Here is a 25,720-nt window from a genome sequence, read left to right on the forward strand (position 1 = left end):
GGGTGGCGGGCGCGGTGTGGCCCCGGGGTGGCGGGTGGGGTGCGGACGGGGGGCGGGTGGGGTGGTGGTCACGGCGTGGGTGGGGTGGCGGGTGTCCGGCCCGGACTGCGGCCGGGTGGTGAGGGCGGCGGGTGCGGGGCGGGGCGGGCCGGGGCGGGAGGGGTGGTCGCCGGGGGCGGGGCGGGAGTACCGGGGGCCTCGGCGGGAGGGCGGGTGCGGTCTGAACTGCCTTCTGTGAGCTGGGGGTTCGCCCGGCGAGGGGGCTGCCGGGTTGCGTGGCCGGCACGGTGCGGTGGCCCGGTGACACGGTGCTGCGGTGGGGTGGGGCGGCGCGGTGGCGCAGTGCGGCGGTGGGGTGGAGCGGCGCGGCGGGGCTGCCCGGCGCGACGGTGCGCGGCGGTGGGGTGGCGCGGGGCGGTGGGGTGGCGCGGCAGCAGGGCAGTGGGGCGGGGTGGTGCCGCGGTGGGGCGGGGTGGGTGCGGTCGCGGGGTGTGCGGGTCGCGGTGTTCGGCGCGGGGCTGCTCGCGCACGCCCCGGGAGGGGTGGTCGCGATGGGCGGGCAGGGCTGGGGGTGCGGGCTTGCGGACGGCGGTCGCGGGGTGGGGAGTTCACCGCGTACGCGGGGGCTGTCGGGGTGGTCCGCCGGCGCGCCCCGCAGGGGGGTGCGGCGGGCTTGCAGTGATGGCGCGGCGGGCTTGCGGGGATGGCCGGAACCTGCCGGAACACCCCTGGCCGCACGGCAGGAAGGGGGCACTCCGGCGGCAGTGGGCGGGCGCCCGGGAGCAGAACCGGAGCGGGGCTGAGGCCCGGTCGGGGCGGGGCGGATCCGAGGGCGGGGGCGGGCCTTCCGTACGCCTGCCGCCGGGGGTGTCCGGCGGCAGGCGGGCACACATCCGCCGGGCGGGGAACGGCCGTTGGGCGAACGCGCGCCGAAGCCGTGCAAGAGGGCCGGGGCACGCCGGGGAAGGGCGGGGGCCGCCGGGGTGCGGGGAGGGTCAGCCCGCGGGGACCAGAGGGGTGTCGCCGCCGGGGCGGGGGGCCGGAAGCCGGGTGTCCGGTCCGGTGGTGAGGATGGAGTGCTGCAGGCGCCGCAGCCCCGCCGACGGCTCCAGGCCCAGGTCCTTGACCAGCGTTGACCGCAGGCGCTGGTAGACCTCCAGTGCCTCGCCGCGGCGTCCGGAGCGGTGCAGGGCCAGCATGAACTGCCCGTGCAGACTCTCATGCGTACGGTAACGGCTCACCAACACCGTGAGCTCCGCCAGCAGTTCACGGTGGCGCCCCAGCCTCAGATCCGCCTCGATCCGCTGGTCCAGCGCGCACAGCCGGCTCTCCTCCAGACGCCGGACCTCCATCTCCAGCAGCACCCCCGCCCGCACATCGGCCAGCACCGCCCCCGAGAACAGCCCCAGCGCCTGGCCCAACTGCCGCGCCGCACCGGCGAAGTCACCCGCGTCCATCGCCCGGTAGCCGCTACCCGCCAGACGCTCGAACTCCCGCACATCACTGCGCCCGCCCCCCGCACACAGCCGGTAACCATTCGGCGTCGTCACCAGCACCTCCTTCGCACAGCGCACCGCGGCACCGTGCGGCTGTGCGCCGCGGTGCGCCAACTGGCCGCCCGTTAACCGGTGTTGTGCCGCATCCCGCGCCGCACCGCTCTGCGCCGCGCCGCTCTGCGCCGTACCGCCGGGGGCGGGCGCGTCGGGGGCGGTGCTGTCGTGGGCCAGGGCGCGGGCGATGCGTTCGCGCAGCTGCAGGACGTAGGTCTGCAGGGTGGTGCGGGCGCTGCGCGGGGGGCTGTCGGCCCACAGTTCGCCGATGAGGGAGCCCACGGGCACCACCTGGTCGGCGTGCAGGGCCAGCAGGGCCAGGACCTGGCGGGGCTTGGGGGCCGTGGGCGTGATGGAGATCCCGTGTACGCGCACCTGAAGTGCACCCAGAACATCGATGTCCACGCCGTCTCCCCTGTCCGTGGTGATGCCGCGCGCGGGGCGCCGTCCCCGGGGTCGGTCCCCCGGTCACTCTTGCGATTGAAAAACAGGGCGCTCGGTTTGTCAATTCGCTCTCCGTGTCCGCCTTCACGCCCCCGCACCCGCCCGCGCGCCTGTCCGGCGCACCGCCTCCGGGGTGCCGGGACCGCTGCCTCCCGCGCCTGTCCGGGACGCTCAAATGGGCCTGACCATGGGAGTGTTGTCAGGCGGCGGGGGTGTGGCGGGCCGTGCGGGAGGCCGCCGGGCGGGGCGATGGGAGCCGGCCCGGCGGGATGGCCGCGTACGCCGCCGGGCCCGGCTAAAGGAGACCTCCCGCGCTGTTTTTCCGGGTGTTTCCCGCCCTGTCCCGCCGTGTTCTGCCGTGTCCCGCCGTGTTCTGCCGGGGGCTTTTCCCCGGGTCAGGGGGCGGGCCCGGGTCAGGGCCCGGGTCGGGGGGCGGGTCGGGGGGCGGGCGGGTGGAGGTGGACCGGGAGGCGGTGGTAGCCGTTGACGATGAAGGACTCCACGGGCCGCAGCTCGTCCGCGGGCACGGCCAGTGTCATGCGGGGGAAGCGTGTGAAGAGGGCGTCCAGGGCGATGGTGGTCTCCAGGCGGGCCATCGGTGCGCCCAGGCAGTAGTGGGCGCCGTGCCCGAAGCCGAGGTTGTCCCGGACACCGGTGCCCATCACGTCGAAGACGCCCGCGTCCTTTCCGTACGCCTGCGGGTCCAGGCAGGCGGCCGCGAAGGAGATGATGACGGCCTCGCCCTTTTTGATGACGGTGCCCTCATCCAGGACGATGTCATCGACCGCGTAGCGCAGCGGCATGAACGCGGCCGGGCCGCGGGTGCGCAGGGTCTCGGCGAACACCTCCTGCCAGCCCGCGCGCCCGGACCGCACGTGCTCAAGCTGTGCGGGGTGCAGCAGCAGCGCGGCGATCGCGTTGGTGATGAAGGTGGTCAGTGTCTCCAGGCCGGCGGCGAGCAGCAGCTGCAGGGTGTCCAGGAGTTCGGCCTCGCTCAGCGTCTCGCCCCGGTCGCGGGCGTTCAGCAGCGCGGAGGTCAGGTCGTCGCCCGGGGCGGCCCGTTTGCCGGCCACCAGGGCGGTCAGGACGCCGGTGACCTGCGCCATCGCCTCGTTCATCTGCGCGGCCGTCGCCGCGCTGCTGAAGCCGACATCCATCGCCGCGCACAGCACCTCCTCGGCGTCCTCGCCGACCCCGATCAGCCGGCAGATCGCCCTGATGGGCAGCAGCTGGGCGAAGTGCGCCCGCAGGTCCACCACGTCACCCGCCGGGCGGGCGGCCAGGGCCTCGACGAGACGGGCGCACTCCTGCTCGATCCCCGGGCGCAGGGCCTCGATACGGCGCGCGGTGAACGCGCCCTGCACCAGCCGGCGCAGCCGGGCGCGGCGCTCGCCATAGGTGGTGAGCATGTTCTCCAGCGCCACCCACGGATACAGCGGCCACTGCCGGGTGATCTCCCCGGCCGCGAACGCCGGCCAGTGCCGGCGCGCGTCCTTGGACACCCGCCCGTCCAGCAGCAGCTGCCTGACATATTTCTGCCGCACCACCGCCCAGGCCATCACCTTGCCCGGCAGCTGAACCCGCACCGCCGCCCCGCGCCCGCGCAGCACCGCAGCCTCACCCGCCTGATCCCGCCCCCGCACATCCAGCACATACGGACACACCCCCACACCCGCAGCCGCCGCAGCCTTCGCAGTCCCCGCCCCTGCCGCCGGCGTCGGCGCTGGTACTGGCGTCGGCGCTGCCTTCTCTGCCGCAGCCGGTGCCGGAGCTGATGCCGCCTGCGCTGCTGCTCCCGTCCCTGGCGCTGGCGTAGGTGCTGGGGGCGGCGTCGGTGTACGTGCCGCAGTCGTAGGCACCGGCGCCGGTGCGGGTGTCCCTGCCGCAGCCGCAATCGCTGTCGTTGGTGCTGGTGTTGGTGTCGTTGTCATGCCTGCACTCCCTCCGGTCGGCCGGGCCGCCTCGCGCGCCCGCGCACCTGCGTACACACGACAAAGCAGGGGGAACACACCCCGCCCCTCCCCCAGGGGGGCGGGCCGGTGGTGCGGTGCGGGGGCCGGACTGCCGGGCCCGGTGCGGGGGGGCGGACGGCGGGGCTCCTGGCACGCCCGCAGGCCTGCGGGTCCCGCCCGGTGGCGGGACCGGCAGGCCTGCGGGAGCGGCGGGGCCGGGAAGAAGCGGTGCGGGCGCGCTAGTCGGTGGCCGCGTACTCTCCCCCGCCGCGCAGTTCCATGGCCGCGGCATACACCTGTGCGCCGCGTTCGGGGCGGAAGTCCAGCTGGACCAGGACCCCGGGAACGGCGATGGAGGGCAGCAGGTGCCGGTAGAGGTCGATGACCCGCTCGGGCATGTCGCTGCGGCCGGTCATGATGTTCGACAAAACCTGCACCCCGGTGAAGGCGCCCACCAGCAGCCGCGCGGCCGCGGCCAGATCGACGTGCGGCAGCAGCTCACCGGCCGCCTTCGCCTTCTCCAGCATCGACACATTGCGCTCCACCCAGCCCTGCATCGGCGACAGCCGGTCCAGGCGGTCCGCCGGAGCCCCCTGATCCACCGTCAGGCGCACCGAGCCCCGCACGATCGCATCCCCTCCCTCGCGCTGCAGCAGATACGCCAGCAGCAGCGACTCATCCAGGGACTTCTGCAGCACCAGATCCCGCTCCGGCACCTCCGGCAGAGCACGGACCTGCTCCCCCAGCACATTCTGCGCCAGCTCCTCCTTGGAGGAGAAGTGGAAATACAGCGCCCCCTTGGTCACCCCGGAGCGCTTCAGGATCTCCGAAATCGTCGCCGCCTCGTATCCGACCTCGTCGAACACCTCACCCGCCGCGACCAGGATTGCCTGCCGCGTGCGCGTCGCACGTTCTTGGCGCGCCACCGTTCACCTCCGTACCCCCCGTCACGTCCGGACCATGACGGATGCCCCGCACCGCGGACGGACCAGCACGGGAACACATCACACACCGCCCAAAATAGAACCAGGCAGCCGGTTTTTCAACAGTGCACCCCACCCATCCCCCACCCGCCCCCGGCATCCCCCGCGGCATTCCCGGACACCCCGTCCGGCGCCCCCCGGACATCCCCTCACCCTCCCCCGGACATCCCCCGGGCATTCCCGGGCGCCCCACCCGTCCCCCGCCCCCGGCCTCCCGCACGCCCCCGGCACGGCCTGGACCGGGCGCCGAACCGACCTGGACCGGACAGGGACAGGCGCGGGGACGGGCGCGTCCGCCCGGTCCCCGCACGCCCCCGAACAGCCCTCAAACGCCTGCCGCCGCCCGCGCATCCGGGGCCCGGCACACAGGCCGCGAGGCCGCCCCACCTCCGCGAAAGCCGGGCCTGGTTCTTGCGAGGACCGGGGAAAACGGAGCCCGGGCCGCGCAAGAACCAGGCCCGGCGCCGGGCCGGAACAGGGCCCGGGCCCAGGGGAGAACGCGGGCCCCGGACCCGGGGCGGACGGGGGTGCGGCAGGCCCCCGAGGACGCCGCACGACCCCGCCCCGCACCGGTCGCGCACCGGACGGGGCGCGGGCCTGCGAGGGGTGGGTTGCGGGCCTGTGGAGGGGCGGGGTGCGGGCCCGCGGGGGGGGCGGGTTGCGGACGGGCCGGGTCCGGTGCGGGCGGGGTGCGGCGGGCGGGCAGGGGCCGTCTCACATCCCTTGCAAAAAACCGGTGGGTCCGTATCTTTATGGGCCTGAACTCCCGTCAACCATCAGCCCGATGACTTCGCGGAGAGGTTCCATGACCCTGCTGACGCTCCACAAGGACACCGATCAGCGTCCCGGGAAACCCAGGAACTGCTCGCCCCACCCCCTGCCCGGAAACCCGCCCCCCGGCCACACCGACAAGGCCGGCAAGAGCGGGCAGGCGGGCAGGGCCGGCAAGGCACCACGGCCCGAGACCGCAGGCCAGACCCCACCCGCCGGCACAGCCGCCCAGCCCCGGACGGCCGGAGCAGGCGCCAAGACCCCGCCGCACGCGGACACCGCACAGGCCCCGGCGGACGGGGAAACCGGCACAGCCCTGCCGGCCCCGGCCACCGCGCAAACCCTGCCGGACGGGGAAGCCGCAACGGCCCTGGCACCGACGGCAGTCGGGCAGGCCCCGCGGTCCGGAACGCACAGCAAGACCCCGCCGCCCGGGGAAAACCGGCAGACCTCACTGTCCGGCGACACCGCAACAGGCCCGCCGGCCACCGCGGCCAGAGCCGCCACGGCCCCCACGGCCCCCACGGCCGCCACGGCCGCCGGGGCGGCCGGGGCGGCCGGGACCGCCGCCCCGACCCTGCTGCCGCGGGCGGGCGGGGAAACCCTGCCGGCCGGAAATGCGGGAACGTTCCTGCAGGCCAAAACCGCCCAGCAGACGCAGACTCTGACAGCCGGCCAGACCAGGCAGGCCCCACCGCCCGCAGAAGCCGGGACCCCCGCGCAGGCCCCACCGCCCGGCGCGGACGGCAAGACCCTGCCGACCTCAGCCGAAGAAACCCGCGAGGCCGGGCAGGACGGGCAGGTGCCGCCGGGCGGGGCGGACGCGAGGGCGGACGTGGCCGGGGAACTGTCGGCCCTGCTCTTCACCAGCACCAGCGCCCGCACCGCCGGCACCGCCGCCGCACCCGACAGCGACAGCGACCGTGCGGACGGCGAGGGCGGGGAGGCGGGCAGCGAGGGCGACGGGCACGCCCGGTGGCGGGCCCTGATCTCCCGCCCGGAATTCCGCTACGTGCCCGACCTCTCCCACGCCGAGCGCACCGCGCTGTCCTACCGCAGGCTGCGCCTGGTCAACCAGGTGGCCGACCCCGCCCAACTGGCCCGCGACCCGGGCCGGCTGGCCGCCCTGCACGAATGGACCGGCTTCATCGACGGCGGCCTGTGCACCCTGACCAGCATCCACTACAACCTGTTTTTGGGCAGCCTGATCGACCACCAGGACCCCGACACACCCCGCGACCTGAGCGACTACACCGCCCTGCGCTCCACCGGCACCTTCCTGTGCACCGAACTCGACCACGGCAACGACGCCGCCGCCCTGAAGACCACCGCCCACCACGACCCCGAAACCGGCGGCTTCATCCTGAACACCCCCACCCCCGGCGCCGCGAAATTCATGCCCAACACCAGCACAACCGGCGGCCCCAAAACCGGCGTCGTGGCCGCCCGCCTCATCGCCGGCGGAAAAGACCACGGCATCTTCCTCTTCCTCACTCCCCTCAGCGACAGCCACGGCCACCTCCCCGGCATCACCGTCCGCCCCCTGCCCGCCAGCAACGGCCCCGCCGTCGACCACTGCCTGACCACCTTCGAGAACGTCCCCCTGCCCCGCACCGCCCTCCTCGAAGCCGACCACGGCCGCCTCACCCCCGAAGGCACCCTCACCAGCACCCTCGGCAACCCCCGCAAACGCTTCCTGCACTCCATCAACCGCGTCACCACCGGCAAACTCTGCATGAGCGCCGGCTGCCTGGGCATGGCCCGCGCCGCCCTGGCCATCGCCACCGCCCACGCCCACACCCGCCACACCAGCGGCCCCCGCCGCGGCCAGCGCATCCCCCTCGCACACCACCGCACCCACCACGGCCGCCTCCTGGAAAAAATCGCCACCGCCTACGCCCTCACCTTCCTCCACCGCAACGTCCTTGCCCAATGGAAAAACCACACCCCCCACAACCGCACCGAAACCGAACGCCTCATCGCCATCACCAAAGGCTGGATCACCTGGCAAGCCCGCGACATCACCACCGAATCCCGCGAACGCTGCGGCGCCCAAGGCCTCTTCCCCCACAACGGCATCACCGACCTCACCCACAACATCGAAGGCGGCATCACCGCCGAAGGCGACAACCTCGTCATCTGGACCAAAGCCGCCGCCGAAATGATCCTCAACCACCCCACCCCCACACCCCCACCACGCCCCACACCCCACCCAAACCAACCCCACCACCCCAACCACCCCAACCACCCCAACAACTACGAAACAAACCAACCCGCCAACCCCGGCCCCCCCACCCGCCCCCACCCAGCCGACACAAACCCAGCCGACACAGACCCGGCCCAACACTCCCTCACCGACCTCAACTTCCTCTACACCCTCCTCACCCACACCGAAACCCTCTGGCACACCCGCGCCCGCACCGCCCTCCGCCAAGGACCCACCCACAACCCCCTCGCCCGCTGGAACCACGCCGCCCCCCACGCCCTCAACATGATCACCGCCCACGCCCAACGCCAAACAGCCCACGCCTTCCTCACCACCCTCACCCACACCACCCACCAACCCACCAAAACACTCCTCACCCACCTCGCCCACCTCTACCTCCTCACCCAACTCACCCCCCACACCGGCGACCTCCTCGCCCTAGGCCACCTCACCCCCCACCACATCCACACCCTCCCCACCACCCACAACCACACCATCCAAACCCTCCAACCCCACATGCAAACCCTCACCCACGCCTTCAACCTCCCCCACCCCTACCTCACCCACAACCCCCTCACACACCCATAACCACCCACCCACCAGCCGACAGCAGCAGCCCAGCACGGCACGACGGCGGGCGGCGAACGGGCAACGGCGGCGACAGGCAGCAGCAGGCGAAAGGCAGCAGGCAGCAGGCGACGAACGGCGGACGGGCGACGGCCACAAGCCCCGGACGGCAGCGGATGAATGAGGGAGCCAACAGGACCACCCAACACCCCGGCAAGCTCCGCGCGCGGCCCGAAAGCCCCCGCCACCCCACACCGGGAGCAACCGCCCGACTCTCAAGGTGCGCCGTCCGCCTGGCCCTCGGACGAGGTCTGTGAGTAAGAACTGGGCAAGCACACGCAAAGCACGAAAAGCAGCGACGAGCCGACCATGGTCTTCCGCACCCACGGCCACCACGACGCAACCGGGCTCGGCACCCCGCAGCAAGACCGCGCTGAGGCAAGGACGGCTCCAGCCGCCCAAGGCCAGGACAATGGCCACGACCCGCCCGCAAGCGATGAGTTCGAGCTCATCCTCCAAGCCCTCCAACAGAGGACCCCCGGGAGCACGACTCCCGTCGGGACGACGGTCGATACGCCAGACGGCGTCACGGACAAGCTCGCTCGCCACGGATCAGCCCCCGTGCAACTACCCACCGCCACACGGCACGGCACGCCGGCCTTCGAGCGGAAACCAAGCAGACCTCAACCCGCCCCGGACACACTCAAAAGCACCAACCCCCGCACAACCACAGAGGCACCGCGCCACACCAGGCACACAGCAGCACACACCAAACCGGAACACCCGGCCATACCACCCCCGCTGCCGCCTCACCACGTTTCCCCAGCCCCCACCGCAACCCGGCCAAAGGCCGGGGAAACCACCCCACCCCATACCGGGCACACCAGTGGCAACAACCACATCAACGAGTAGTACGTGATCGCCATGGTCCTCAAGCTCATGCACCGGGCCCTGGGCGACCACAGCTACGTGTCCCCGTCCTGAGGAAGCCGATGGCCTCAGAGGCGTGGCGGGTATGGTGGGCGATTCCGGCGACGCGGACCATGAAGTCGCCGAATGGCGAGCGGCATGCTCCACCTCAAGCACCGGTCCCCCGAAATCCACCTGGCGCGCAAGTCGCCGTGCATGCTGCTCGCCCCTACCGCTGAAGCTCCACGGCGTCGGCGACCACGCAGCTGATGTTGTCGGGGCCGCCGGACGCGTTGGCCAGGGCGATGAGCTCGCGGACCGCCTGCTCGGGCTCCGCGATCTCGGAGAGCACTCGGCGGACTTCGTCGGTCGACACGACGGTCGACAGGCCGTCGGAGCAGAGCAGGTATCGGTCTTCGTATTGGGCGTCGTGGAGGCGCATGTCAGGGGTGGCATCGGCTCCTTGGCCCAGGGCCGTACCAGCAGCGACCGCTGCCGGCATAGGCGATGTCCTGGTTGCTCGCGCGGACCAGACCCGTATCGGACAGAGCGGCATAGCGGATTCCCAGGGGCTTTGCGGTCGCGGACATGGCGGGTTCCTTCCCGGACAGGCGGTCGATGAGGAAGGTGGCCAGGTCCCGCCGTGCAGCGGTGTCGGCTTCGACCTGCGCCCAGAACGCACGGATCTCCTGGGCCGCCGGGCCCGCCTCCAGCGTGCAGACGTGCCGGATACGAACCAGCGGCATCCCCAGGCGCCGGAGCCAGGCGACGAGCCGGGCCTGGTCCAGTTGCTCCGGTGCGTAGAGGCGGTAGCCGGTCACCGGGTCCACGCAAGCGGGGGTCAGCAGGCCGAGTTCGTCGTACAGACGCAGCGCCTTCGGCGACAGCCGGGACGCCTTCGCGAACGTCCCGATCGTCAGCAACCCCATACTCGCTCCCCTCCTCATACCGAGCACATCGCCCGGCCCCACCGATGCTGCGGGCTCCCCCAAGGTGAAGGTCAACCATGAGCCCTACGCAGGCCCACCCGGCAGTCCCCCTTCAGGGCGTACAGGCACGAAATCCGTCATCACGGCCCATGGCCCACGCACCGCCGCGGTCCACTCCTGAGCGCCTGAGTACCGCCTCGAGAAACATGGGTGCGACTACTCATGCCCTGGGTGCGGTCCACGGCCGACGATGAAGATCAACGTTGTCCAGCTCGGGAGACCGACCATGCTCAGCCGCCTCGCTGATGTTCTGGTGCCCACCGTCGGCCGCCTCACCGTCACCACCGACGCGGGCGCCGAACTCGCGCCCGGCAGCATCCTTGCCGCGAACCACACATCGCTCGCCGACCCCGCCATCGTGCTCGCCGCGCTGCATCGTCTGGGAGCCCGTCCCGTCGTCATGGCGGCTGCCGGGCTGTGGCGCGTCCCCATACTCGGCCGTGCACTCGCCCACGAAGGTCATGTCCCCGTCCATCGCCGCGGCCGCCGCGCAGCGGACGCCCTGGACGGTGCCGCCGAGGCGCTGCAGCGGGGGCATCTGGTCCTGATCTACGCCGAGGGCGGTCTTCCGCACCGGACGGACGTCGCAGAATCAGCGCCCGGCAACTTCCGGAGTGGCTTGTCCCGGCTCGCCCACAGAACCGGCGCTCCGATCATCCCCGTGGGCCAGGCAGGCGCCCGCCGGATCACATCGGGGAGCGTGACCAAGCAAATCGCGGGGCTCTTCACCGCACCGCTGCGCCGTCCGGAAGTCCACGTGCACGTGGGCAGACCACTTGAGCTGACAGGCGATGGACCCGCCCGGACGGTGCGGGCCCGCACCGCGGTCACGACCGCCTGGCGAACGGCCGCCGCACGGCTCGGAGAACCCGCCGCACTGGCCGCTTAGATCAACGCCCCCGGGACTGCGGGCGGGCCGCCCATTCCGCTTCAGGTGCGTCAACCACTCCAAGGATTAGCGCACACGACAACTCCTCCCGGTGGCCCGCGCGTCGGAACGTGCGCGAATACGAGGGCGAATATGAGGGCGACAGGAAAGCTGGTCCAGCCGGGGCTCCGCATCAGGCATCAGGTGGCCGCCCCCCTCGCCCGCCGCCGCATCTGACATGAGTCGCACGCTAGATAGCGCGAACCTGCTGGGCTTGCGGCCCCTTCTGCCCCTGGCCGATCTCGAACTCCACTCGCTGGCCCTCGTCCAAAGACTTGTACCCGTCGCCTTGAATCTCCGAGTAATGCACGAAGACGTCCGGTCCACCGCCATCCTGCTCGATGAAACCGAAGCCCTTCTCACCGTTGAACCACTTCACTGATCCCTGCGCCACTTTCGTGTCCTCCCTGACGTACAACAGATTCCGGCTCGCCTGACCAGCCCCGAGAACCATGGAAGGCCCCCTCGCAGCCGAGGTGTGGACCTTCGACCTCACCCTGACCAATGTTCTGCTGGTAAATCACCCATGGCGTGGATGGGTGGCGCCGAGTGGCCAAGTCGATCCCGGCGAAACACCACGCGAGGCCGCTCGCCGGGAATTGTTCGAGGAGACCGGGGTGCAGGCAGAACTCCTCGTGACCCCGGCTGCCGCCACCGTGCGCTCGTATCACCCCACCCGGTCGGCCACCGCAGGCATTTCCTACCTGGCAGTCGTCGACCAACGGGCGCAGCTGAAGCCTGAAAGCGGCCAGCCGGCTGCCTGGCATCGTCTGGATGAGCCCTGGCAAGGGTGGTTCGCCGACGATCGTCTCCGCATGAAACAGTGCGCCCTCTGGCTGGGAGACGGCCTGGAGCACACCGCCCGGGGTTCTGGAGATTAAGAAGGACCCGCAAGCGCTCAAGGTTCTGCTGGACACAGAGAGGGTCACCTACACCGAGGTTCAGCAATGGGTTCTCACCGCTTACGCAACCGCAGCGAAGTCCAACTGGCGTCGGCAGTCCATCCTCCGTCGACAGGCAGCGCAGCCCCGTTGATGAACCCACTGCGGGCAGCGTCCGCCAAGAAAGCGGTGGCCTGAGCGATGTCCCCGGGTGCGGCGAACCGCGCCATCGGCACCCGTTCGACGATGTCGGAGTCGGCGTACCCGCCGGACGCCTGGTCCGCGGCGTCCATCTCGGTCTTCACCCAGCCCGGGCACACCGCGTTGACCCGCACGCCCCGGCCGCCCCACTCCGCGGCAAGGGTCCGGGTCAGGCCGATCAGCCCATGCTTGCTGGCGTTGTACGCAGCCCGGTCGGCGACACCGTGGAGGCCCGCGATCGAGGCGACGTTGACGATCGAGCCGCCGCCCGCCTCCAGCATCAGTCGGCCGAAGGCCCGGCAGAGGAAGAACGGGCCGGTCAGGTTGACCTCCAGGACTCGGCGCCACTGCTCGGCGGTGGTGTCCTCGGCCGCGGAGAGCAACGAGACGCCCGCGTTGTTCACCAGGACGTCGACGCGGCCGAAGCGCTCCTGCGTCTGCTCGACGAGGCGGGCGACATGGCTCTCGGAGGTGATGTCACCGACCGTCGCGACCGCCTCCGCGCCCGCGTCCCGCACCGCGGCCAGGGTCTCGGTCGGCTCCTTGATGTCGGCCAGGACCAGCGCGTAGCCCTCGGCGGCCAGGACTTCGGCCACGTTCCGGCCTATCCCCTGCGCCACGCCCGTCACCACGGCCACGGGCCTGCGTACGTCCTGCTCTGAGTTGATGCCGCTGTTGTCCATGGGCTCAGCCTCACCCGGCTGAGGGCATCATGGAAAGCGATGATTGACGAAGTGAGTTTTCACGAATCATGAATGGTCGAATGTCATGGACGGTCTCGATCCTCGGCTCCTGACGACCCTGCTCGCCGTGGTGCGGCACGGGTCGATGAGTGGTGCGGCGGCCGCGTTGGGGTACGTTCCGTCGGCGGTCTCGCAGCACATCGCCCGGCTGGAGCGGCAGGTCGGGGTGGAGCTGCTGTCGCGTCGCCCGGGCGGTGGCGTCACCCCGACCGCCGCCTGCCGCACCTTGGCCGACCAGGCCACCCACGTCCTCGCCGCGCTGGCCGACTTCCGGCGCACGGCCGACGACATCGCCCAGGCCGGGGCGCCTGAGCTACGGATCGGCGTCTACGCCACGGCCGCCGGCCGACTGCTTCCCACCGCCCTGGCCGCGCTCCGCGAAGCCCATCCCCCACTCGCGCTGCACGTAACGGAGACAGAGCCCCTGCACGGCCTGCGCGCGCTGCGTACCGGCGAGATCGACCTGCTGCTCGCCTACCGCTACCTCCAGGAGGACCCACCCACCGCCGACGACGACCTGCGCGTCCGCAGTCTCGGACATGAACCGCTGTGGCTGATGACCGCCCAGGGCAACGGCCCCGCCGCCTTCGGCGAGTGCCTCGACGCCGACTGGGCCGCCGGACATCCCGGCACCCCCGATCGCCGCCTGCTGCGACGCTGGGCCCACCGCACCGGCGTCAACCCGGCCGTCCGCTACGAGACGGACGACTACCACACAGCGCTCGCGCTGATCGCCCAAGGCCTGGCCGTCGGCTTCGTACCGGCCTCGGTCGCCGGTGGTTGGCACGACCCGGCCCAGCCGCTCACCCGGATCGGGGGCGTCCCCACGGCCGACCACCCGCAACGCGAGGTACTCGCGGTGACCCGACCCCGGTCCCTGCATCCCGTCGCCGACGACCTCACCGGCCTCCTCAGCAACGCGGTCGCGCTGCTACGAGAGCCCTCAAAGGCGGGTGGCCCTCATGGCGTACGCTCCGCCGGCGGTCCGACGTACAGCCCTGCTCGGAATTTCACGATGGGGGTGTGAGTGCGGCCAGCGCAGCGGGCGGTACGGCGTCGGCCCCGGCCGAGCCAACGAGCAGCTCGCTCAGGTCACGGAGTCGCGCCCGTTCGCCGGTCGGAGCCGCCGCCGCGATCCGGTCAACGCGGAAGCCCCGCCCGGCCCGGCGCGTTCGGCACCAGGCGATGAGGTACCAGCGGCCGCCGGCGGTGAGCAGTCCGGCCGGTTCCACGACGCGGTTGCTTTCGTGTCCTGCCGCGTCGGTGTACGACAGCCGCAGCACCAGGTCGTCGGCGAGGGCCTGCTCGACCGCCGTACGGATCGCGGAGTCGCCGTGCGCTGGCAGGCTGACGATCTGTGCGGCGAGTTGTCGGGCCGCCGCCGAGGCAGGACCTGCCATCGAGGCCACGATCTTCTGCGCCGCCGTGCGGGCCGCGTCGGCGTAGGGGGTTGAGGTGTCGGCAGCGGCGAGCGCGGCGGTCAGGGCCGAGGCTTCGTCGGGGGTGAGGTGGATCGGGGGCAGGGTCGCCTCCGGGTCGATCGACCAGCCGCCGCCTCGCCCGGGGAGGGAGCGCACCGGGACGCCGGTCTCCATCAGTGTCTGCAAGTCACGCTGCATCGTGCGCGTGCTGACCTCGAACCGCGTGGCGAGCGCCGCGACCGTCCGCGGTCGCGGCGCCGCCGCGCGCAACTCCTCCACCAGCGCGTACAACCGGGCGGTGCGATTCATGCCGTCGACGCTACCTTCACGCGGAGGCCCGGAAGTGTCATGCCGACGCCAGGAAGTCTCGCTCGCGCTGCTGTTCCCGCTCGGTGATGGTCAGGGGGAACAAGGTGAAGCCGTGCATCGCGCCCGCGACGACGCCGAGTTGCACGGGCGCGCCCGCCGCCTGCCACCGGGCGGCCAGGAACAGAGAGTCGTCGAGGAGCGGATCCTCGGTGCCGACGACGATCCGGGCGGGCGGCAGTCCGGACAGGTCCGCGAACAGGGGCGAGACCTCCGGGTTACGCCGCTGCTCCTCCCCCATCCTCGGCGTGAACATCTCATAACTGCCGCGGATCGTTTCGGTGTTGCTCAGCGGGTGCCGGGGGCCGAACCTCCGCTGGCTCGGTGTCATCGACAGGTCGTAGGGGCCGAAGAGCAGGTGGGCGGCCCGGAACGCGCCGGTGCTGCCGTGCCGGTCGCGCAGGCGCAGCATCGTCACGACGCTGAGGTGGGCACCGGCCGATTCGCCGCCGATCAACAGCCGTTCGGTGCCGAACTCGGCGACAGCGTGTTTCACCAGCCATCGAGCGGCCGCCGCGCAGTCGTCGGGCCCGGCGGGAAACGGGTGTTCCGGCGCGAGGCGGTAGTCCACGCTCACCACGGCCAGTCGTGCCTGTTCGGCGAGCCGCCAGAGCCGCGCGTCCTGTCCGTCGGCGGACCCGAACGCCCAGCCGCCCCCGTGGAAGTGCAGGTACACGCCGTCGACGTGGTCCGGCACGAACACCCGCACCCTCACCCCGTCCTCGACGACGCGGTCCTGGCCGTGCGGCAGCCTCACCGGCGGCGTGTCGCCGCCGAGCCGGTTGCGTCGCAGGAGCGCCAGCCTGGCTGCGCTCGGTGCCTGCCCACGCGCTGGACGGTTCGCGGCGGCAGCCTCGAACTGCTCGTTGAACGCCAGGGTTTCGGGGAGGCAGTCCTCATCGGTGATCGTCATGCCGTCGACGGTCGCACCCGCCCGCGACAACACCCTGTCACCCTTTCCTTGTGAACCGCGTCACTCGGCGGTCGGTCGCCCTGGGGGCACCGAGGAGGGCACGGCGCCGGTCAATGCCGCCCAGCAGCCCTCCTCAACGGCCCCCTTCAACGGCCTCTTTCAATGACCGCCTCGACGATCCTCATCAGTCGATCCCCCACCTGATCAATGCTTCCGTTCTGCGTGCTGACCTGTGCGCCTTCGAGTACGAAGGTGATCTCGGCTGCGGCCTGTTCGGGGTCGGGCAGCCCGGCCTCGGCGCACATGGCGACCAGCCTGCGGGTCTGATGGGCCTTGTGTTCCTCGATCACCTGTCGTGCGGGATGTGAGCGGTCGGGCAGCTCGGCAAGGGAGTTGATGAACGGGCAGCCCCGGTGCGAGATCGCGGGCAGTCCCTCGGCGATGAAGCGGGCCAGGCCCAGGATCTGTTCCCGAGGCCGGCCGGGGTGTTCGGCCTCGACCCGGTCGAAGGCCGCCTGGTAGTCGACGGCGACGATGCGCAGCCACTCCGCGACCAGCGCGTCCTTGGTCTCGAAGTGCCGGTAGATCGCCATCTTGGTGGTCTCGGCTTTGTCTGCGATCGCCTGGACGCCCACCCGCCGGATCCCCTCGCTCTGGAAGAGCTCTTCCGCCGCGTCGAGGATGCGCTCACGAGGCGGCAGCTTCGCCACCCTGCTCGGCCTTCTGGCGGTCGATGCCATGACTGCTCCGTGACGTCCGGTCGGTTGTGAAGCTCTCAGCCCCTGCTACGGTACCAGTCCGTCTCGGACGATACCGTTAGGTATCGTCAGGGACTCGACGGTATCGTTCTTCCTGCTGGGAGTGACAGTGAGAGTTACCGAGTACGTACGCTTCGACGCGGTCGGCCTCGCGGAGCTGGTGGCCAAGGGCGAGGTGACCCCCGCCGAAGTGCAGGCAGCCGCACGGGAGGCCGCGCGGGCGGTCAATCCGCAGATCAACGCGATCGTGGAGACATGGCCCGCCGACGACGAGCCCGAGCCCGGCAGCGCGCCCCTGGCCGGGGTCCCGTTCCTCATCAAGGACCTCGGAGTCTCCATGGCCGGGAGGCGACTGGAGCTGGGCAGCCGTCTCGCGGCCGGCAACGTCGCCGCCGCAGATTCCGCCCTGATGCGACGCTTTCGTCGTGCGGGCCTCGTGACGTTCGGGCGTACATCGACACCGGAGTTGGCGTACAGCATCGCGACGGAGCCGGCGCTGTACGGCGCGACCCGCAACCCGTGGGACCTGGAGCGGAGCGCGGGCGGATCCAGCGGGGGCGCGGGCGCGGCCGTCGCCGCCGGGGTGGTCCCGATCGCACACGCCACCGACGCCGCCGGGTCGCTGCGCATCCCCGCCGCGTACAACGGCCTGTTCGGGTTGAAGCCCTCCCGCGGCCGGGTCTCCATGGGCCCCGACGCCGACGAGATATTCAGCGGCCTGGCCGTGCAGGCGAGCGTCAGCCGCACGGTGCGCGACAGCGCGGCACTGCTCGACGAGATCAGCGGACCGGAAGCGGGTGACCCCTACTTCGCCCCACAGCCGCCCCGGCCCTACGCGGAGGAAGTCACCCGCCACCCCGGCTCACTGCGGATCGGTGTCCTCACCCGCGCGTGGGGCGGCCGCCGCACCACCGCGCCCGTGGCCGACGCCCTCTCTCGTACCGTGCGTCTGCTCGAATCCCTCGGCCACCGGGTCGAGGAAGTCAAAGTTGACCTCGGGGTCGACTGGGAGGAGTTCGTCCTGGCCAACGCCCGTCTGATGACGGTGAATCTCACGGCCACGATCGACGGGCTCGCTGCCGCCTTCGGCCGGCCCATCGACTCCTCGACCCTCGAACCGGTGACCCTTGCCAGCTACCACTACGGGCAGCGGGTCAGTGGCGCCGAGTTCGTCAGCGCGTTCGCGATCCGCAACCGGGTCGCTCGAAGCCTGGCACGGTACTTCGACGCGTACGACATCCTGCTCACCCCGACCCTGCCGGAGCTTCCCATCTCCTTGGGCACCTACGGCGAGGGCGCGGAGGCGCTGGACGGTCTCGGCTGGATCGACCGCCTCAACGACCGCTCGCCGTTCACCATGGCGTTCAATGTGGCGGGCACACCGGCCATGTCCGTGCCCCTGACGGCAGACACCGAGACGGGGCTGCCGATCGGCATGCAGTTCGCCGCCGGTTACGGGCTCGAAGGCCTCCTCTTCCGCCTCGCGGGCCAACTCGAAGAGGCAAGCCCTTGGTCGGACCGGACCCCCACGGTGTGGGCGAGGAACCGTACGAACCACTGAGAAGTGCCTCTGGAGAACCGGGAGTCCACGGACACGGACGCGGATGAAGCACCGAGCGACGGTGATGGCGGAAGACTGCCAGCCCTCCCCGGCCGCCCCTGCCTAGGGTCGCGGCATGCGCAACGACAGCCGCACCATCGTCCAGAACGCCTGGAGGGCGTTCGCCAGTCATGACGCCGATCGGATCGCCGCGGTCTTCACCGAGGACGCCGAGTGGCTCGCGCCCGCGGGGAACGCCACGGCCGTCGCGCTGGAGGGCCCGAGCCACATCGTCGGCAGGGCGGCGATCGTGCGCTTCCTGTCCGTGGACTTCTCCCGCTTGTTCGTACGTGATGTCACGGTCACGTTCCACGGGTTCCACGCCGACGGAGAGCGCGTGATCGTGGAGGAAACGATGACGGCGACTCTGGCCGACGGCCGCCACTACGCCAACGATTACTGCTTTGTCTTCAAGCTCCGGAACGGCCTGATCCATCGGGTCCGCGAGTACGCGGACACAGCCCGCGGACACCGCATGATCTTCGGCGACGCCCTGGGTGCGTAGACGCCCGGGGCTTGCTAAGCGGACCGGCAGTCCATATGATCCCACTCATGCGGACTGTCGGTCCGCTTTTTGATCGGGTGCCCCTCGCGAACGCGGGGACGAGTGGCCGCACCCCGCCCGAGCAGAACGGAAACCTTGATCATGACAGTGCCCATGACAGCCGCTGAGCTGTACCGCCACGGACTGCGATTGCCTTTGGAGAAGGACGTCCCCGGCTGGGTGGACCTGTGGGACGCGGACGGCGTCCTGGAGTTCCCCTTCGCGCCCCAGGGCCACATGACCTCCTACCGCGACTATGGGAACCCGCTCGGCGTGCAGCAGCCCGGCGCCGACTTCGTGGGTGCGAACTGATGAGCACGATGAGCACGATCGATGCGCCGAGTGTCACCTTGGCCATCGGGGCCACCGGCACCACCGGCGGTCGCGTCGCCGCCGGGCTCATCGCCGGGGGCCACCGCGTGAAGGCCGCCAGCCGGCGCGCCTCCCCCGTGGCGGGCGCCGAGGGCGTCCGCTTCGACTGGAACGAACCCGCCTCCTGGGCCGGGGCGTTGGACGGCGTCGACCGCGTCTACCTCGTCCCGCCCATCGGCTCCTCCGACCCGGCCTCGGCCATGCTGCCCTTCCTCCGCCAGGCCCGCGCGGCAGGCGTGCGCCGCGCGGTGCTGCTCAGCTCCTCGGCGATCCCCGCGGGCGGTCCGGCGGTGGGCCAGGTCCACCAGGAACTGCCCGGACTGTTCGAGGAGTGGGCGGTGCTGCGGCCTTCCTGGTTCATGCAGAACTTCACCGGCTCAACCCCGCATGCGCGCAGCATCGTTGAGGAGGGCGCCATCCTGACGGCCTCGGGCGACGGCCGCGTCGGCTTCGTCGACGCGGACGACATCGCCGCCGTCGCCGTACGCGCCCTGACCGACCCACAGGCCCCGAATACCGACCTGATCCTCACCGGACCGCAAGCGCTGAGTTACGGCGACGTCGCCGCGATCATCACCGAGGTCAGCGGCCGTCCCGTGGTGCACCGGCAGCTGACGTTCGAGCAGCTGCGCGACCGCTGGGCGGCCGAGATCCCGCTGCAATTCGCCACCATGCTGGCCGACTTGGACCGCGCGATCGCCGAGGGCGCGGAGGACCGCACATCGGACACCGTCCAGCGCGTCACCGGTCGCCCGCCGGGCACGTTCCGCGCCTTCGCGGAGAGGGAGGTGGCATGAAGCAGCTCATGTTCCATGACGATCCACGGTCTCTGAGGTCCGCAGGCCCGCGAGCGTGGCATGAAATGTGTGCCGCACCGCGCCGTTCCCGCTGCTGTCGAGGATGCGCACAGGCTCGCTCCCGGTGAGAGACAGCGTCGCTGTGGCCGCAGGGAGGGTGAGCCTGGCTGGCTCCCCGTCTTGGCCAGCGACAGCCCGTGTACTTCACCACCCATCGCCGTGGCCAGCCTGGTGCACGACGTTCAACTCGCCTACACGCTCCATCCGTTCCAACGGACAGTCGGCCCCGCCCGGCTGGCTCTTGCGTGAATCGACAAGCCCACTGCGCGAACGGACAACGACACCTCGCGCGTGCTCACCCCATCTTGAACCTGTGCTGCCTGAAGGAAGTGCACTGGCTGCAGGAAGCAGAAGAAGGGGGACGAGGCGTGGAGGCACTGTACGAAGCATTTTGTGCGGCCGATCCGGACTTCTACGACCGCCGTGGCCACGACCTCACGGACGAGGCCCTGTTCCCGCCCGTGCGGGAGGCCGTGGCACCGGACGGCTGGCGGCGGATCGCCGAGCCCGCATGGGTGTACTACCAGCCACCCGGCGTCCACCTCCCGGCCCAAGGATGGAAGGTCCACGTCTCGGCCGCCGTCGACCGGTCCGCCGAAGTCGTCCAGGTGGTGTATGACTACTGCGTCGCCCGCTCGTTGACGTTCAAGGTGGTGCCCGGCGCCCGCGAGTACCAGCGACGCAACGCCAAGTACGCGGAGCGGGCAGGGAGCGGCAAGCTCGCCACGATCTACCCCCTGGACGAACAGCACCTGCACACCACTGTCACCGACCTCGGGGAACTGCTTGCCGGCACCCCGGGCCCATACATCCTCAGCGACCTGCGCTGGGCGGAGGGCCCGGTCTACGTGCGCTACGGCGCCTTCGCACCACGCACCCTCACCGGCCCGGACGGGCGCGAAACCGTGGCGGTCGAGGACGTCGACGGCAACCTGGTGCCCGACGCGCGGGGCCCGGTGTTCAGCGTCCCGGACTGGGTTCAGCTGCCCTCGTTCCTCAAGCCGGACCTCGACCGCCGCAACGCCACCCGTGTCGACCAGCTGCCCTTCGAGATCGTCAGCGCCCTGCACTACTCCAACGGCGGCGGTGTCTACGAGGGGCGAATGAGGACCGACGGCGAAAAGGTGGCCGTGAAAGAGGGGCGACCGTACGCCGGAGTGGACCGCGAAGGCCGAGACGCCGTGACCCGGGTACGGCGAGAGCGGGACATCCTGAGGCACCTCGCCGGACTGCCGGCCGTGGCCGAGCTGAAAGGCTGTCACAGCGCAGCAGGCCACGAGTTCCTGGTCGAGGAGTTCGTCGCGGGCGAGCCCCTTTTCACCGCGGCCGCCCGACGCAACCCTCTGGTGGACGACGTCCCGCCGAGCCCGGAGCGCCTCGCCGCGTTCCGCGACTGGGCGATGTCGGTATGGGAGCGCGTCGCCGAGGCCGTAGCAGACCTGCACCAGCGCGGTGTGGTCTTCGGCGACCTGCACCTCTACAACATCCTGTGCCCGACACAGGACGAGGAGGCGGCCGGGGCGCGGCAGGTCCGGCTCATCGACTTCGAGGCGGGCTGGTTCGTCGAGGAGGGCGGCCGTCAGGTGATGGCCAACCCGGGCTTCGGCGCGCCGCGCGACCGTACCGGCACGGACGTGGACCTGTATGCGCTCGCCGCGCTGAAGCTCGCGATCTTTGCGCCGCTGACCTCGCTGATCCCGCTGAACCCGGCCAAGGCGGCACAGCTCGCCGGGGTCATCGCCGACCGCTACGACGTGCCGCCGGGGTGGTTCGACGATGCCCTGGAGACACTCACCGGGCGCCCGTCCGTCTCCCCCCTGCCGTGCCGGGTCGACTTCGGCCCCGCCGCCTGGGCCGAAGTGAGGTCGTCCATCACGGCGGCCATCGCCGCCAGCCGCAGCCCCGAGCGCGACGACCGGGTGTTCCCCGGTGACATCGCCCAGTTCCTGCACTCCGACGCCGGGCTCGGACTGGCGCACGGTGCGGCCGGGGTGCTGTGGGCGCTGCGGACGGCGGGCGCGTGTGAGGTTCCGGCGGCGGAACGCTGGCTGCTCGACCGCGTCCACCGGGAGGAGCCGGACGGGCGGGCCGGCTTGTACAACGGCCGGCACGGCATCGCGTACGCCCTGTGGGAGCTCGGCCACCGGGACGCCGCTGTGGACCTTCTCGCCCGGCTTCCGCGGGCCGCAACCCCTGACACCGACCTCAGCCTGACCGAGGGGCTGGCCGGCATCGGGCTGAACTGGCTGCACTTCGCCCGCGCCTGCGACGACGACCAGTATCTGAAGCGGGCGCTGGACACCGCAGAGCGCGTGCACGCCCTCCTCGGCGATGTGGCGGACGTCGCCGAAACAAGCGGTGGCGCCCATCCGCACGCCGGCCTGATGCAGGGCTCGGCGGGCCCAGCACTCTTCCTGACCACGCTCTACGAAGAGACCGGCGACACGCGCCATCTCGACGCGGCCGCGACCGCGCTGCGGCAGGACCTGCGGCGCTGCGCCCACTCGGAGGGCGGCACACGTGCGGAGGGCCGCGCGCTCTTCGTCAACGAGGGATTCCGGCTGATGCCCTATCTCGCTGCGGGCAGCGCGGGCATCGGCATCGCCCTCGACCGGTACATGACGCACCGTCAGGATCCCGAGTTCATGGCCGCGCTGGCGGCGATCCGGCGCGCGGTCGTCCCGTCCTTCTGCCCCTTCCCCGGCCTCTTCGGGGGCGCGGCGGGACTGCTGCTCTTCAACGCCCACCACGCGGTCGCCCCAGGCACCGCAGCCCGTCAGGCCCACATCCTCGACTGGCACGTCCTCCACTGGCGGGGCCGCATGGCCTTCCCCGGCACGAACCTGCTGCGCATGTCGATGGACCTCGCGACGGGTGGGGCAGGCGTTCTGCTGGCCCTGGCCGCCGTCAACGAAGGGGAGCGGAAGACGACACTGCGCCCGTCCCTGCCGTTTCTGTTGCCTCCCGAGCCTCAGGTCGAGCCCTCAGGGCCGAGCCTGAGCCCAGCCACCGCGACGCCTGAGAGGAGGTGAAACGCATGGCCATCTACGACCTCCAGGGTCTGGGCGCCGAAACGAGCGCCGAGATGGATGATTTGAGCAACAGCAACGCCTCCAGCGTGTTCTGCTGCGTCCCGTCCCCGAACCTCAGCAGCTTGTCGATCACGTGCCGCGACTGCTGACCTGAACCAGGCACCGCGAAGGGCCGGCTGTTCCGGATCCCGTCCCGAGCAGCCGGTCCACCCTCCTCACCGGAAGGCGGACGTACATGCCGCAGCGGAGACTGCTCGGCGTCCTGCGACCCCATCGAGCCCGTGTCGCGCTCCTGGTCGTACTGATCGTGGCCCTGGCCGCGACCACCGTCGCCCCCGCCGTGGTCGCGCAACGCCTCATCGACGACGGTGTGTTGCGCCGCGACGAAGGCATGGTGTGGGCCATGACGGGCGCTCTGGCCGCCCTCGGTGCCGCCCAGGCCGCCCTGACCTACTTGGAGCGGCGGTTCGCCACTCGCCTCGCCGAAGACGTCGTCCTGCGCATGCGTACCAACGTCTTCGCGCATCTGCAACGGCAGTCGCTCGGATTCTTCTCCGTCGCCAGGACCGGCGCCCTCGTCTCCCGCCTGCACGGCGACGTGGCGGGCGTGCAACAAGTGATCGCGGGCACGCTGCCCGCCGCCGTCTCCGCGCTGTTCCTGCTCCTGACCACGGGCCTGACCGTCATGGCGATGGAGTGGCGGCTCGCCGGGCTCGTGCTGCTCCTGCTCCCGGTGCTCTACCTGCTCACGTCCCACTTCACGATCGCGCTGCGCAAGGTCAATCAACGCATGCTCGCGGCCTTCGCCGACCTCGACTCGCTGGTCGCCGAACGGCTCAGCTCCGGCGGTGCCGAGGTGATCCGCCACTATGGCCATTCCGACCGGGACACACCGCAGTTCCGGCTCCTGGCAGCCCGTGTCCGCGACGCCTCGGTACGCCGCGCCTCGCTCGCGGCCGCGCTCACCGGCTCGCTCATCCTGATGGTCACCCTGGTCACCGCGTTGATCTACCTCGTCGCCAGCCGCCTCGCGATCTCCGGCTCGCTCACGCTGGGCACGGTGATCGCCCTGCTGTCGTTGCTGGCCCGGCTGTTCGGGCCGCTGACCGCTCTGCCCGGGCTCCGCGTGGAACTGATCGCAGGCCGGGTCGCGTTCGACCGGATCCAGGAAGTGCTGGCGTTCGAGCCCCAGATCGTCGACGCCCCGGATGCCCGTCGCTTGCCCGCACGCGCGCACCAGGCGCCCTCTGTGGAGTTCCGGCAGGTCGACTTCGCCTATCCACCGCCCCACGACCTGGCCGTCTCCTCACTCACCGGGGACCAGGACGCCGACCTCGCCGACGAAGTCGCCCTGCGCCTCGACGCGGAACTCCTCGACAGCGGCCCGCTCACCGACGCCCTCCCCGCCAACACCCACGGACCACGACCCGCCCTCGCCGCCCTCAGCTTCGTCGCGGCACCCGGTACCACCGTCGGCATCGTCGGCCTCTCCGGAGCGGGCAAGTCCACCCTGGCTCGCCTGCTCACGCGCTCCTTCGACGTGGACTCGGGCCGCGTACTGATCGACGGCGTGGACGTCCGGCGCCTGCGTCTGGACGACCTGCGCTCGGCGATCGGTATCGTGCCGCAGGAGACATTCCTCTTCAACGACACCATCCGCGCCAATCTGCTCCTTGCCCGCCCGGACGCCACGACCGAGGAACTGGAGACCGCCTGTCACGACTCTCGTGTCTGGCCCGCCATCAAGGGACTCCCGGATGGTCTCGACACCGTCATCGGCGATCGCGGGCTCCGCCTCTCCGGCGGCGAACGCCAACGCCTGGCTCTCGCCCGGCTGCTCCTCAAAGGCCCGCCGATCGTCGTACTCGACGAGGCCACCTCGCACTCCGACACCGTCACCGAGCAGGAAATCCATGAATCCATGGGCGAGTTCCTGCGCTCCCGCACCTGTCTGGTCATAGCCCACCGCCTGAGCACCGTCCGTGACGCCGACCAGATCCTCGTGATGCGAGCGGGCCGCGTCGTCGAATGCGGACGCCACCAGGAACTCCTCGACGCCGGAGGCTGGTATGCACGGCTGCACCGGGCACAGCACGGGGTACCGGTCGCACGCTGAGGTCGTGTCTGATCAGGTCGACTCGTGATGCACGTCGAGGGAGCGCCATCGGTGACGGGGAGCTGTTCCTGCTCCCTCAGAGACGCTTCGGGAGCAGGAACGGCGTGCCAGCCGCCCGAGGTTGGCTTGTCGCGCGTGTTCACGGGAGTGCGTCATACCTCGGGGCACGCGCTAGAGGGTGCCTCTCGCGGTTCTGGGGCGCGCACTCAGCCCGGGCAGGAACCTGCACAGAGAGAGCCGATCGTGTAGGTCCCGGCGAGGTTGCCCCTGTTGCCGGCCGTGGTACTGCCGATGCGGTTCGTGTAGTTGGCGTTGTGGTAGTAGTGGAACCGGCTGTTGGTGCGGTTGTAGACGGAGCGGGTGTTCGTGCCGGCCGACATCCACGAACACTGGGGGCGCGTGTTCGTGTTACTCGTGGACCACTGGCACTTCTGCCCGTTGCCGTCCTTCTCGGAGTAGAAACAGATGTAGTTCGCCGGGCAGTTGCCGTAGCCGGTGGGTGACGCCACGTCCGCCTGCGCCGTGGGCGCGACCGCGAGCGTGGCACCGGCCAAGGCGGTGGTCATGGCCAGCGCGAATCCCGTACGACGATTCACTGATCCTCCTCTGGCGCCTGC

General features: G+C 71.2%; 20 protein-coding genes and 1 pseudogene. 11 read left to right on the forward strand and 10 right to left on the reverse strand.

Features of this window, described 5'->3' with window-relative positions; genetic code table 11:
- Window positions 1–995 precede the first annotated feature (995 nt).
- From IEY91_RS21860 to IEY91_RS21870, 3 genes are all read right to left on the reverse strand, one after another.
- Window positions 996–1,955 carry an AfsR/SARP family transcriptional regulator gene (locus IEY91_RS21860; protein ID WP_189175342.1) on the reverse strand — a complete coding sequence of 320 codons (960 nt, stop codon included), beginning with the start codon at window positions 1,953–1,955 and terminating at the stop codon, window positions 996–998.
- A 452-nt stretch (window positions 1,956–2,407) separates the two neighbouring features.
- On the reverse strand, window positions 2,408–3,646 hold the full coding sequence (locus tag IEY91_RS21865) for a cytochrome P450 family protein (protein WP_189175343.1): 1,239 nt from the start codon (window positions 3,644–3,646) through the stop codon (window positions 2,408–2,410).
- A 539-nt stretch (window positions 3,647–4,185) separates the two neighbouring features.
- Window positions 4,186–4,872 (reverse strand): ScbR family autoregulator-binding transcription factor, encoded by a 687-nt coding sequence (locus tag IEY91_RS21870; RefSeq protein WP_164316836.1) that lies wholly within the window; start codon window positions 4,870–4,872, stop codon window positions 4,186–4,188.
- 862 nt (window positions 4,873–5,734) lie between these two features.
- Here IEY91_RS21870 and IEY91_RS21875 point away from each other — a divergent pair.
- On the forward strand, window positions 5,735–8,494 hold the full coding sequence (locus tag IEY91_RS21875; RefSeq protein WP_189175344.1) for an acyl-CoA dehydrogenase family protein: 2,760 nt from the start codon (window positions 5,735–5,737) through the stop codon (window positions 8,492–8,494).
- Window positions 8,495–9,611: 1,117 nt separating this feature from the next.
- Here IEY91_RS21875 and IEY91_RS21880 read toward each other — a convergent pair.
- Window positions 9,612–10,311: pseudogene (locus IEY91_RS21880) on the reverse strand (MerR family transcriptional regulator).
- Between the two features lie 286 nt (window positions 10,312–10,597).
- On the opposite strand from IEY91_RS21880, the gene IEY91_RS21885 reads away from it, so the two are divergent.
- On the forward strand, window positions 10,598–11,260 hold the full coding sequence (locus IEY91_RS21885; RefSeq protein WP_189175345.1) for a lysophospholipid acyltransferase family protein: 663 nt from the start codon (window positions 10,598–10,600) through the stop codon (window positions 11,258–11,260).
- A 229-nt stretch (window positions 11,261–11,489) separates the two neighbouring features.
- Here IEY91_RS21885 and IEY91_RS21890 read toward each other — a convergent pair whose 3' ends face one another.
- The gene (locus IEY91_RS21890) at window positions 11,490–11,693 is read right to left on the reverse strand and encodes a cold-shock protein (RefSeq protein WP_164327899.1); all 204 of its coding nucleotides are present in this window, start codon (window positions 11,691–11,693) and stop codon (window positions 11,490–11,492) included.
- Window positions 11,694–11,751: 58 nt separating this feature from the next.
- On the opposite strand from IEY91_RS21890, the gene IEY91_RS21895 reads away from it, so the two are divergent.
- Window positions 11,752–12,180 (forward strand): NUDIX domain-containing protein, encoded by a 429-nt coding sequence (locus tag IEY91_RS21895; RefSeq protein WP_189175346.1) that lies wholly within the window; start codon window positions 11,752–11,754, stop codon window positions 12,178–12,180.
- A 74-nt stretch (window positions 12,181–12,254) separates the two neighbouring features.
- On the opposite strand, the gene IEY91_RS21900 is transcribed toward IEY91_RS21895, so the two are convergent.
- Window positions 12,255–13,064: an SDR family NAD(P)-dependent oxidoreductase gene (locus IEY91_RS21900; RefSeq protein ID WP_189175347.1), complete on the reverse strand. Its 810-nt coding sequence runs from the start codon at window positions 13,062–13,064 to the stop codon at window positions 12,255–12,257.
- Between the two features lie 85 nt (window positions 13,065–13,149).
- On the opposite strand from IEY91_RS21900, the gene IEY91_RS21905 reads away from it, so the two are divergent.
- The gene (locus tag IEY91_RS21905; RefSeq protein ID WP_189175348.1) at window positions 13,150–14,151 is read left to right on the forward strand and encodes a LysR family transcriptional regulator; all 1,002 of its coding nucleotides are present in this window, start codon (window positions 13,150–13,152) and stop codon (window positions 14,149–14,151) included.
- Here the strand turns inward: IEY91_RS21905 and IEY91_RS21910 are convergent.
- The 3 genes from IEY91_RS21910 to IEY91_RS21920 all read right to left on the reverse strand — a co-directional run bounded on the left by IEY91_RS21910 (window position 14,135) and on the right by IEY91_RS21920 (window position 16,564).
- On the reverse strand, window positions 14,135–14,854 hold the full coding sequence (locus tag IEY91_RS21910; protein ID WP_189175349.1) for a helix-turn-helix transcriptional regulator: 720 nt from the start codon (window positions 14,852–14,854) through the stop codon (window positions 14,135–14,137). The two genes, IEY91_RS21905 and IEY91_RS21910, sit on opposite strands and share 17 nt — an antisense overlap.
- 37 nt (window positions 14,855–14,891) lie before the next feature.
- On the reverse strand, window positions 14,892–15,824 hold the full coding sequence (locus tag IEY91_RS21915; RefSeq protein WP_189175350.1) for an alpha/beta hydrolase: 933 nt from the start codon (window positions 15,822–15,824) through the stop codon (window positions 14,892–14,894).
- Between the two features lie 146 nt (window positions 15,825–15,970).
- Window positions 15,971–16,564 (reverse strand): TetR/AcrR family transcriptional regulator, encoded by a 594-nt coding sequence (locus IEY91_RS21920; RefSeq protein ID WP_189175351.1) that lies wholly within the window; start codon window positions 16,562–16,564, stop codon window positions 15,971–15,973.
- Between the two features lie 127 nt (window positions 16,565–16,691).
- Between IEY91_RS21920 and IEY91_RS21925 the strand changes: the two genes are divergently transcribed.
- The 7 genes from IEY91_RS21925 (at window position 16,692) to IEY91_RS21955 (ending at window position 25,103) form a co-directional block, all read left to right on the forward strand.
- Window positions 16,692–18,143, forward strand: a complete 1,452-nt coding sequence (locus IEY91_RS21925; RefSeq protein ID WP_189175352.1) for an amidase — start codon at window positions 16,692–16,694, stop codon at window positions 18,141–18,143.
- A gap of 115 nt (window positions 18,144–18,258) precedes the next feature.
- Window positions 18,259–18,687: a nuclear transport factor 2 family protein gene (locus tag IEY91_RS21930; protein WP_189175353.1), complete on the forward strand. Its 429-nt coding sequence runs from the start codon at window positions 18,259–18,261 to the stop codon at window positions 18,685–18,687.
- 141 nt (window positions 18,688–18,828) lie between these two features.
- The gene (locus tag IEY91_RS21935) at window positions 18,829–19,038 is read left to right on the forward strand and encodes a hypothetical protein (protein ID WP_189175354.1); all 210 of its coding nucleotides are present in this window, start codon (window positions 18,829–18,831) and stop codon (window positions 19,036–19,038) included.
- Window positions 19,039–19,046: 8 nt separating this feature from the next.
- Entirely contained in the window at window positions 19,047–19,895 is an 849-nt protein-coding gene (locus IEY91_RS21940; protein ID WP_189175355.1) for an NmrA family NAD(P)-binding protein, read from the forward strand.
- Between the two features lie 428 nt (window positions 19,896–20,323).
- Window positions 20,324–22,987 (forward strand): class III lanthionine synthetase LanKC, encoded by a 2,664-nt coding sequence (gene lanKC, locus IEY91_RS21945; protein ID WP_189175356.1) that lies wholly within the window; start codon window positions 20,324–20,326, stop codon window positions 22,985–22,987.
- Window positions 22,988–22,992: 5 nt separating this feature from the next.
- Window positions 22,993–23,136 carry a SapB/AmfS family lanthipeptide gene (locus IEY91_RS21950; RefSeq protein ID WP_189175357.1) on the forward strand — a complete coding sequence of 48 codons (144 nt, stop codon included), beginning with the start codon at window positions 22,993–22,995 and terminating at the stop codon, window positions 23,134–23,136.
- An 86-nt stretch (window positions 23,137–23,222) separates the two neighbouring features.
- Window positions 23,223–25,103, forward strand: coding sequence for an ABC transporter ATP-binding protein (locus IEY91_RS21955; protein ID WP_189175358.1), 1,881 nt, complete (start codon window positions 23,223–23,225; stop codon window positions 25,101–25,103).
- Window positions 25,104–25,309: 206 nt separating this feature from the next.
- Here the strand turns inward: IEY91_RS21955 and IEY91_RS21960 are convergent, their stop codons facing one another.
- On the reverse strand, window positions 25,310–25,699 hold the full coding sequence (locus tag IEY91_RS21960; RefSeq protein ID WP_189175359.1) for a peptidase inhibitor family I36 protein: 390 nt from the start codon (window positions 25,697–25,699) through the stop codon (window positions 25,310–25,312).
- Between the last annotated feature and the right edge of the window lie 21 nt (window positions 25,700–25,720).

Origin of the sequence: Streptomyces lasiicapitis (assembly GCF_014646335.1) — a bacterium.
GTDB lineage: Bacteria > Actinomycetota > Actinomycetes > Streptomycetales > Streptomycetaceae > Streptomyces > Streptomyces lasiicapitis.

Coding starts and splice junctions, on each gene's coding strand:
- IEY91_RS21920 (WP_189175351.1), bottom strand. CDS start 16,564: ATGGCATCGACCGCCAGAAGGCCGAGCAGGGTGGCGAAGCTGCCGCCT.
- IEY91_RS21900 (WP_189175347.1), bottom strand. CDS start 13,064: ATGGACAACAGCGGCATCAACTCAGAGCAGGACGTACGCAGGCCCGTG.
- IEY91_RS21885 (WP_189175345.1), top strand. CDS start 10,598: ATGCTCAGCCGCCTCGCTGATGTTCTGGTGCCCACCGTCGGCCGCCTC.
- IEY91_RS21915 (WP_189175350.1), bottom strand. CDS start 15,824: ATGACGATCACCGATGAGGACTGCCTCCCCGAAACCCTGGCGTTCAAC.
- IEY91_RS21935 (WP_189175354.1), top strand. CDS start 18,829: ATGACAGTGCCCATGACAGCCGCTGAGCTGTACCGCCACGGACTGCGA.
- IEY91_RS21910 (WP_189175349.1), bottom strand. CDS start 14,854: ATGAATCGCACCGCCCGGTTGTACGCGCTGGTGGAGGAGTTGCGCGCG.
- IEY91_RS21950 (WP_189175357.1), top strand. CDS start 22,993: ATGGCCATCTACGACCTCCAGGGTCTGGGCGCCGAAACGAGCGCCGAG.
- IEY91_RS21895 (WP_189175346.1), top strand. CDS start 11,752: ATGGAAGGCCCCCTCGCAGCCGAGGTGTGGACCTTCGACCTCACCCTG.
- IEY91_RS21955 (WP_189175358.1), top strand. CDS start 23,223: ATGCCGCAGCGGAGACTGCTCGGCGTCCTGCGACCCCATCGAGCCCGT.
- IEY91_RS21875 (WP_189175344.1), top strand. CDS start 5,735: ATGACCCTGCTGACGCTCCACAAGGACACCGATCAGCGTCCCGGGAAA.
- IEY91_RS21930 (WP_189175353.1), top strand. CDS start 18,259: ATGCGCAACGACAGCCGCACCATCGTCCAGAACGCCTGGAGGGCGTTC.
- IEY91_RS21940 (WP_189175355.1), top strand. CDS start 19,047: ATGAGCACGATCGATGCGCCGAGTGTCACCTTGGCCATCGGGGCCACC.
- IEY91_RS21905 (WP_189175348.1), top strand. CDS start 13,150: ATGGACGGTCTCGATCCTCGGCTCCTGACGACCCTGCTCGCCGTGGTG.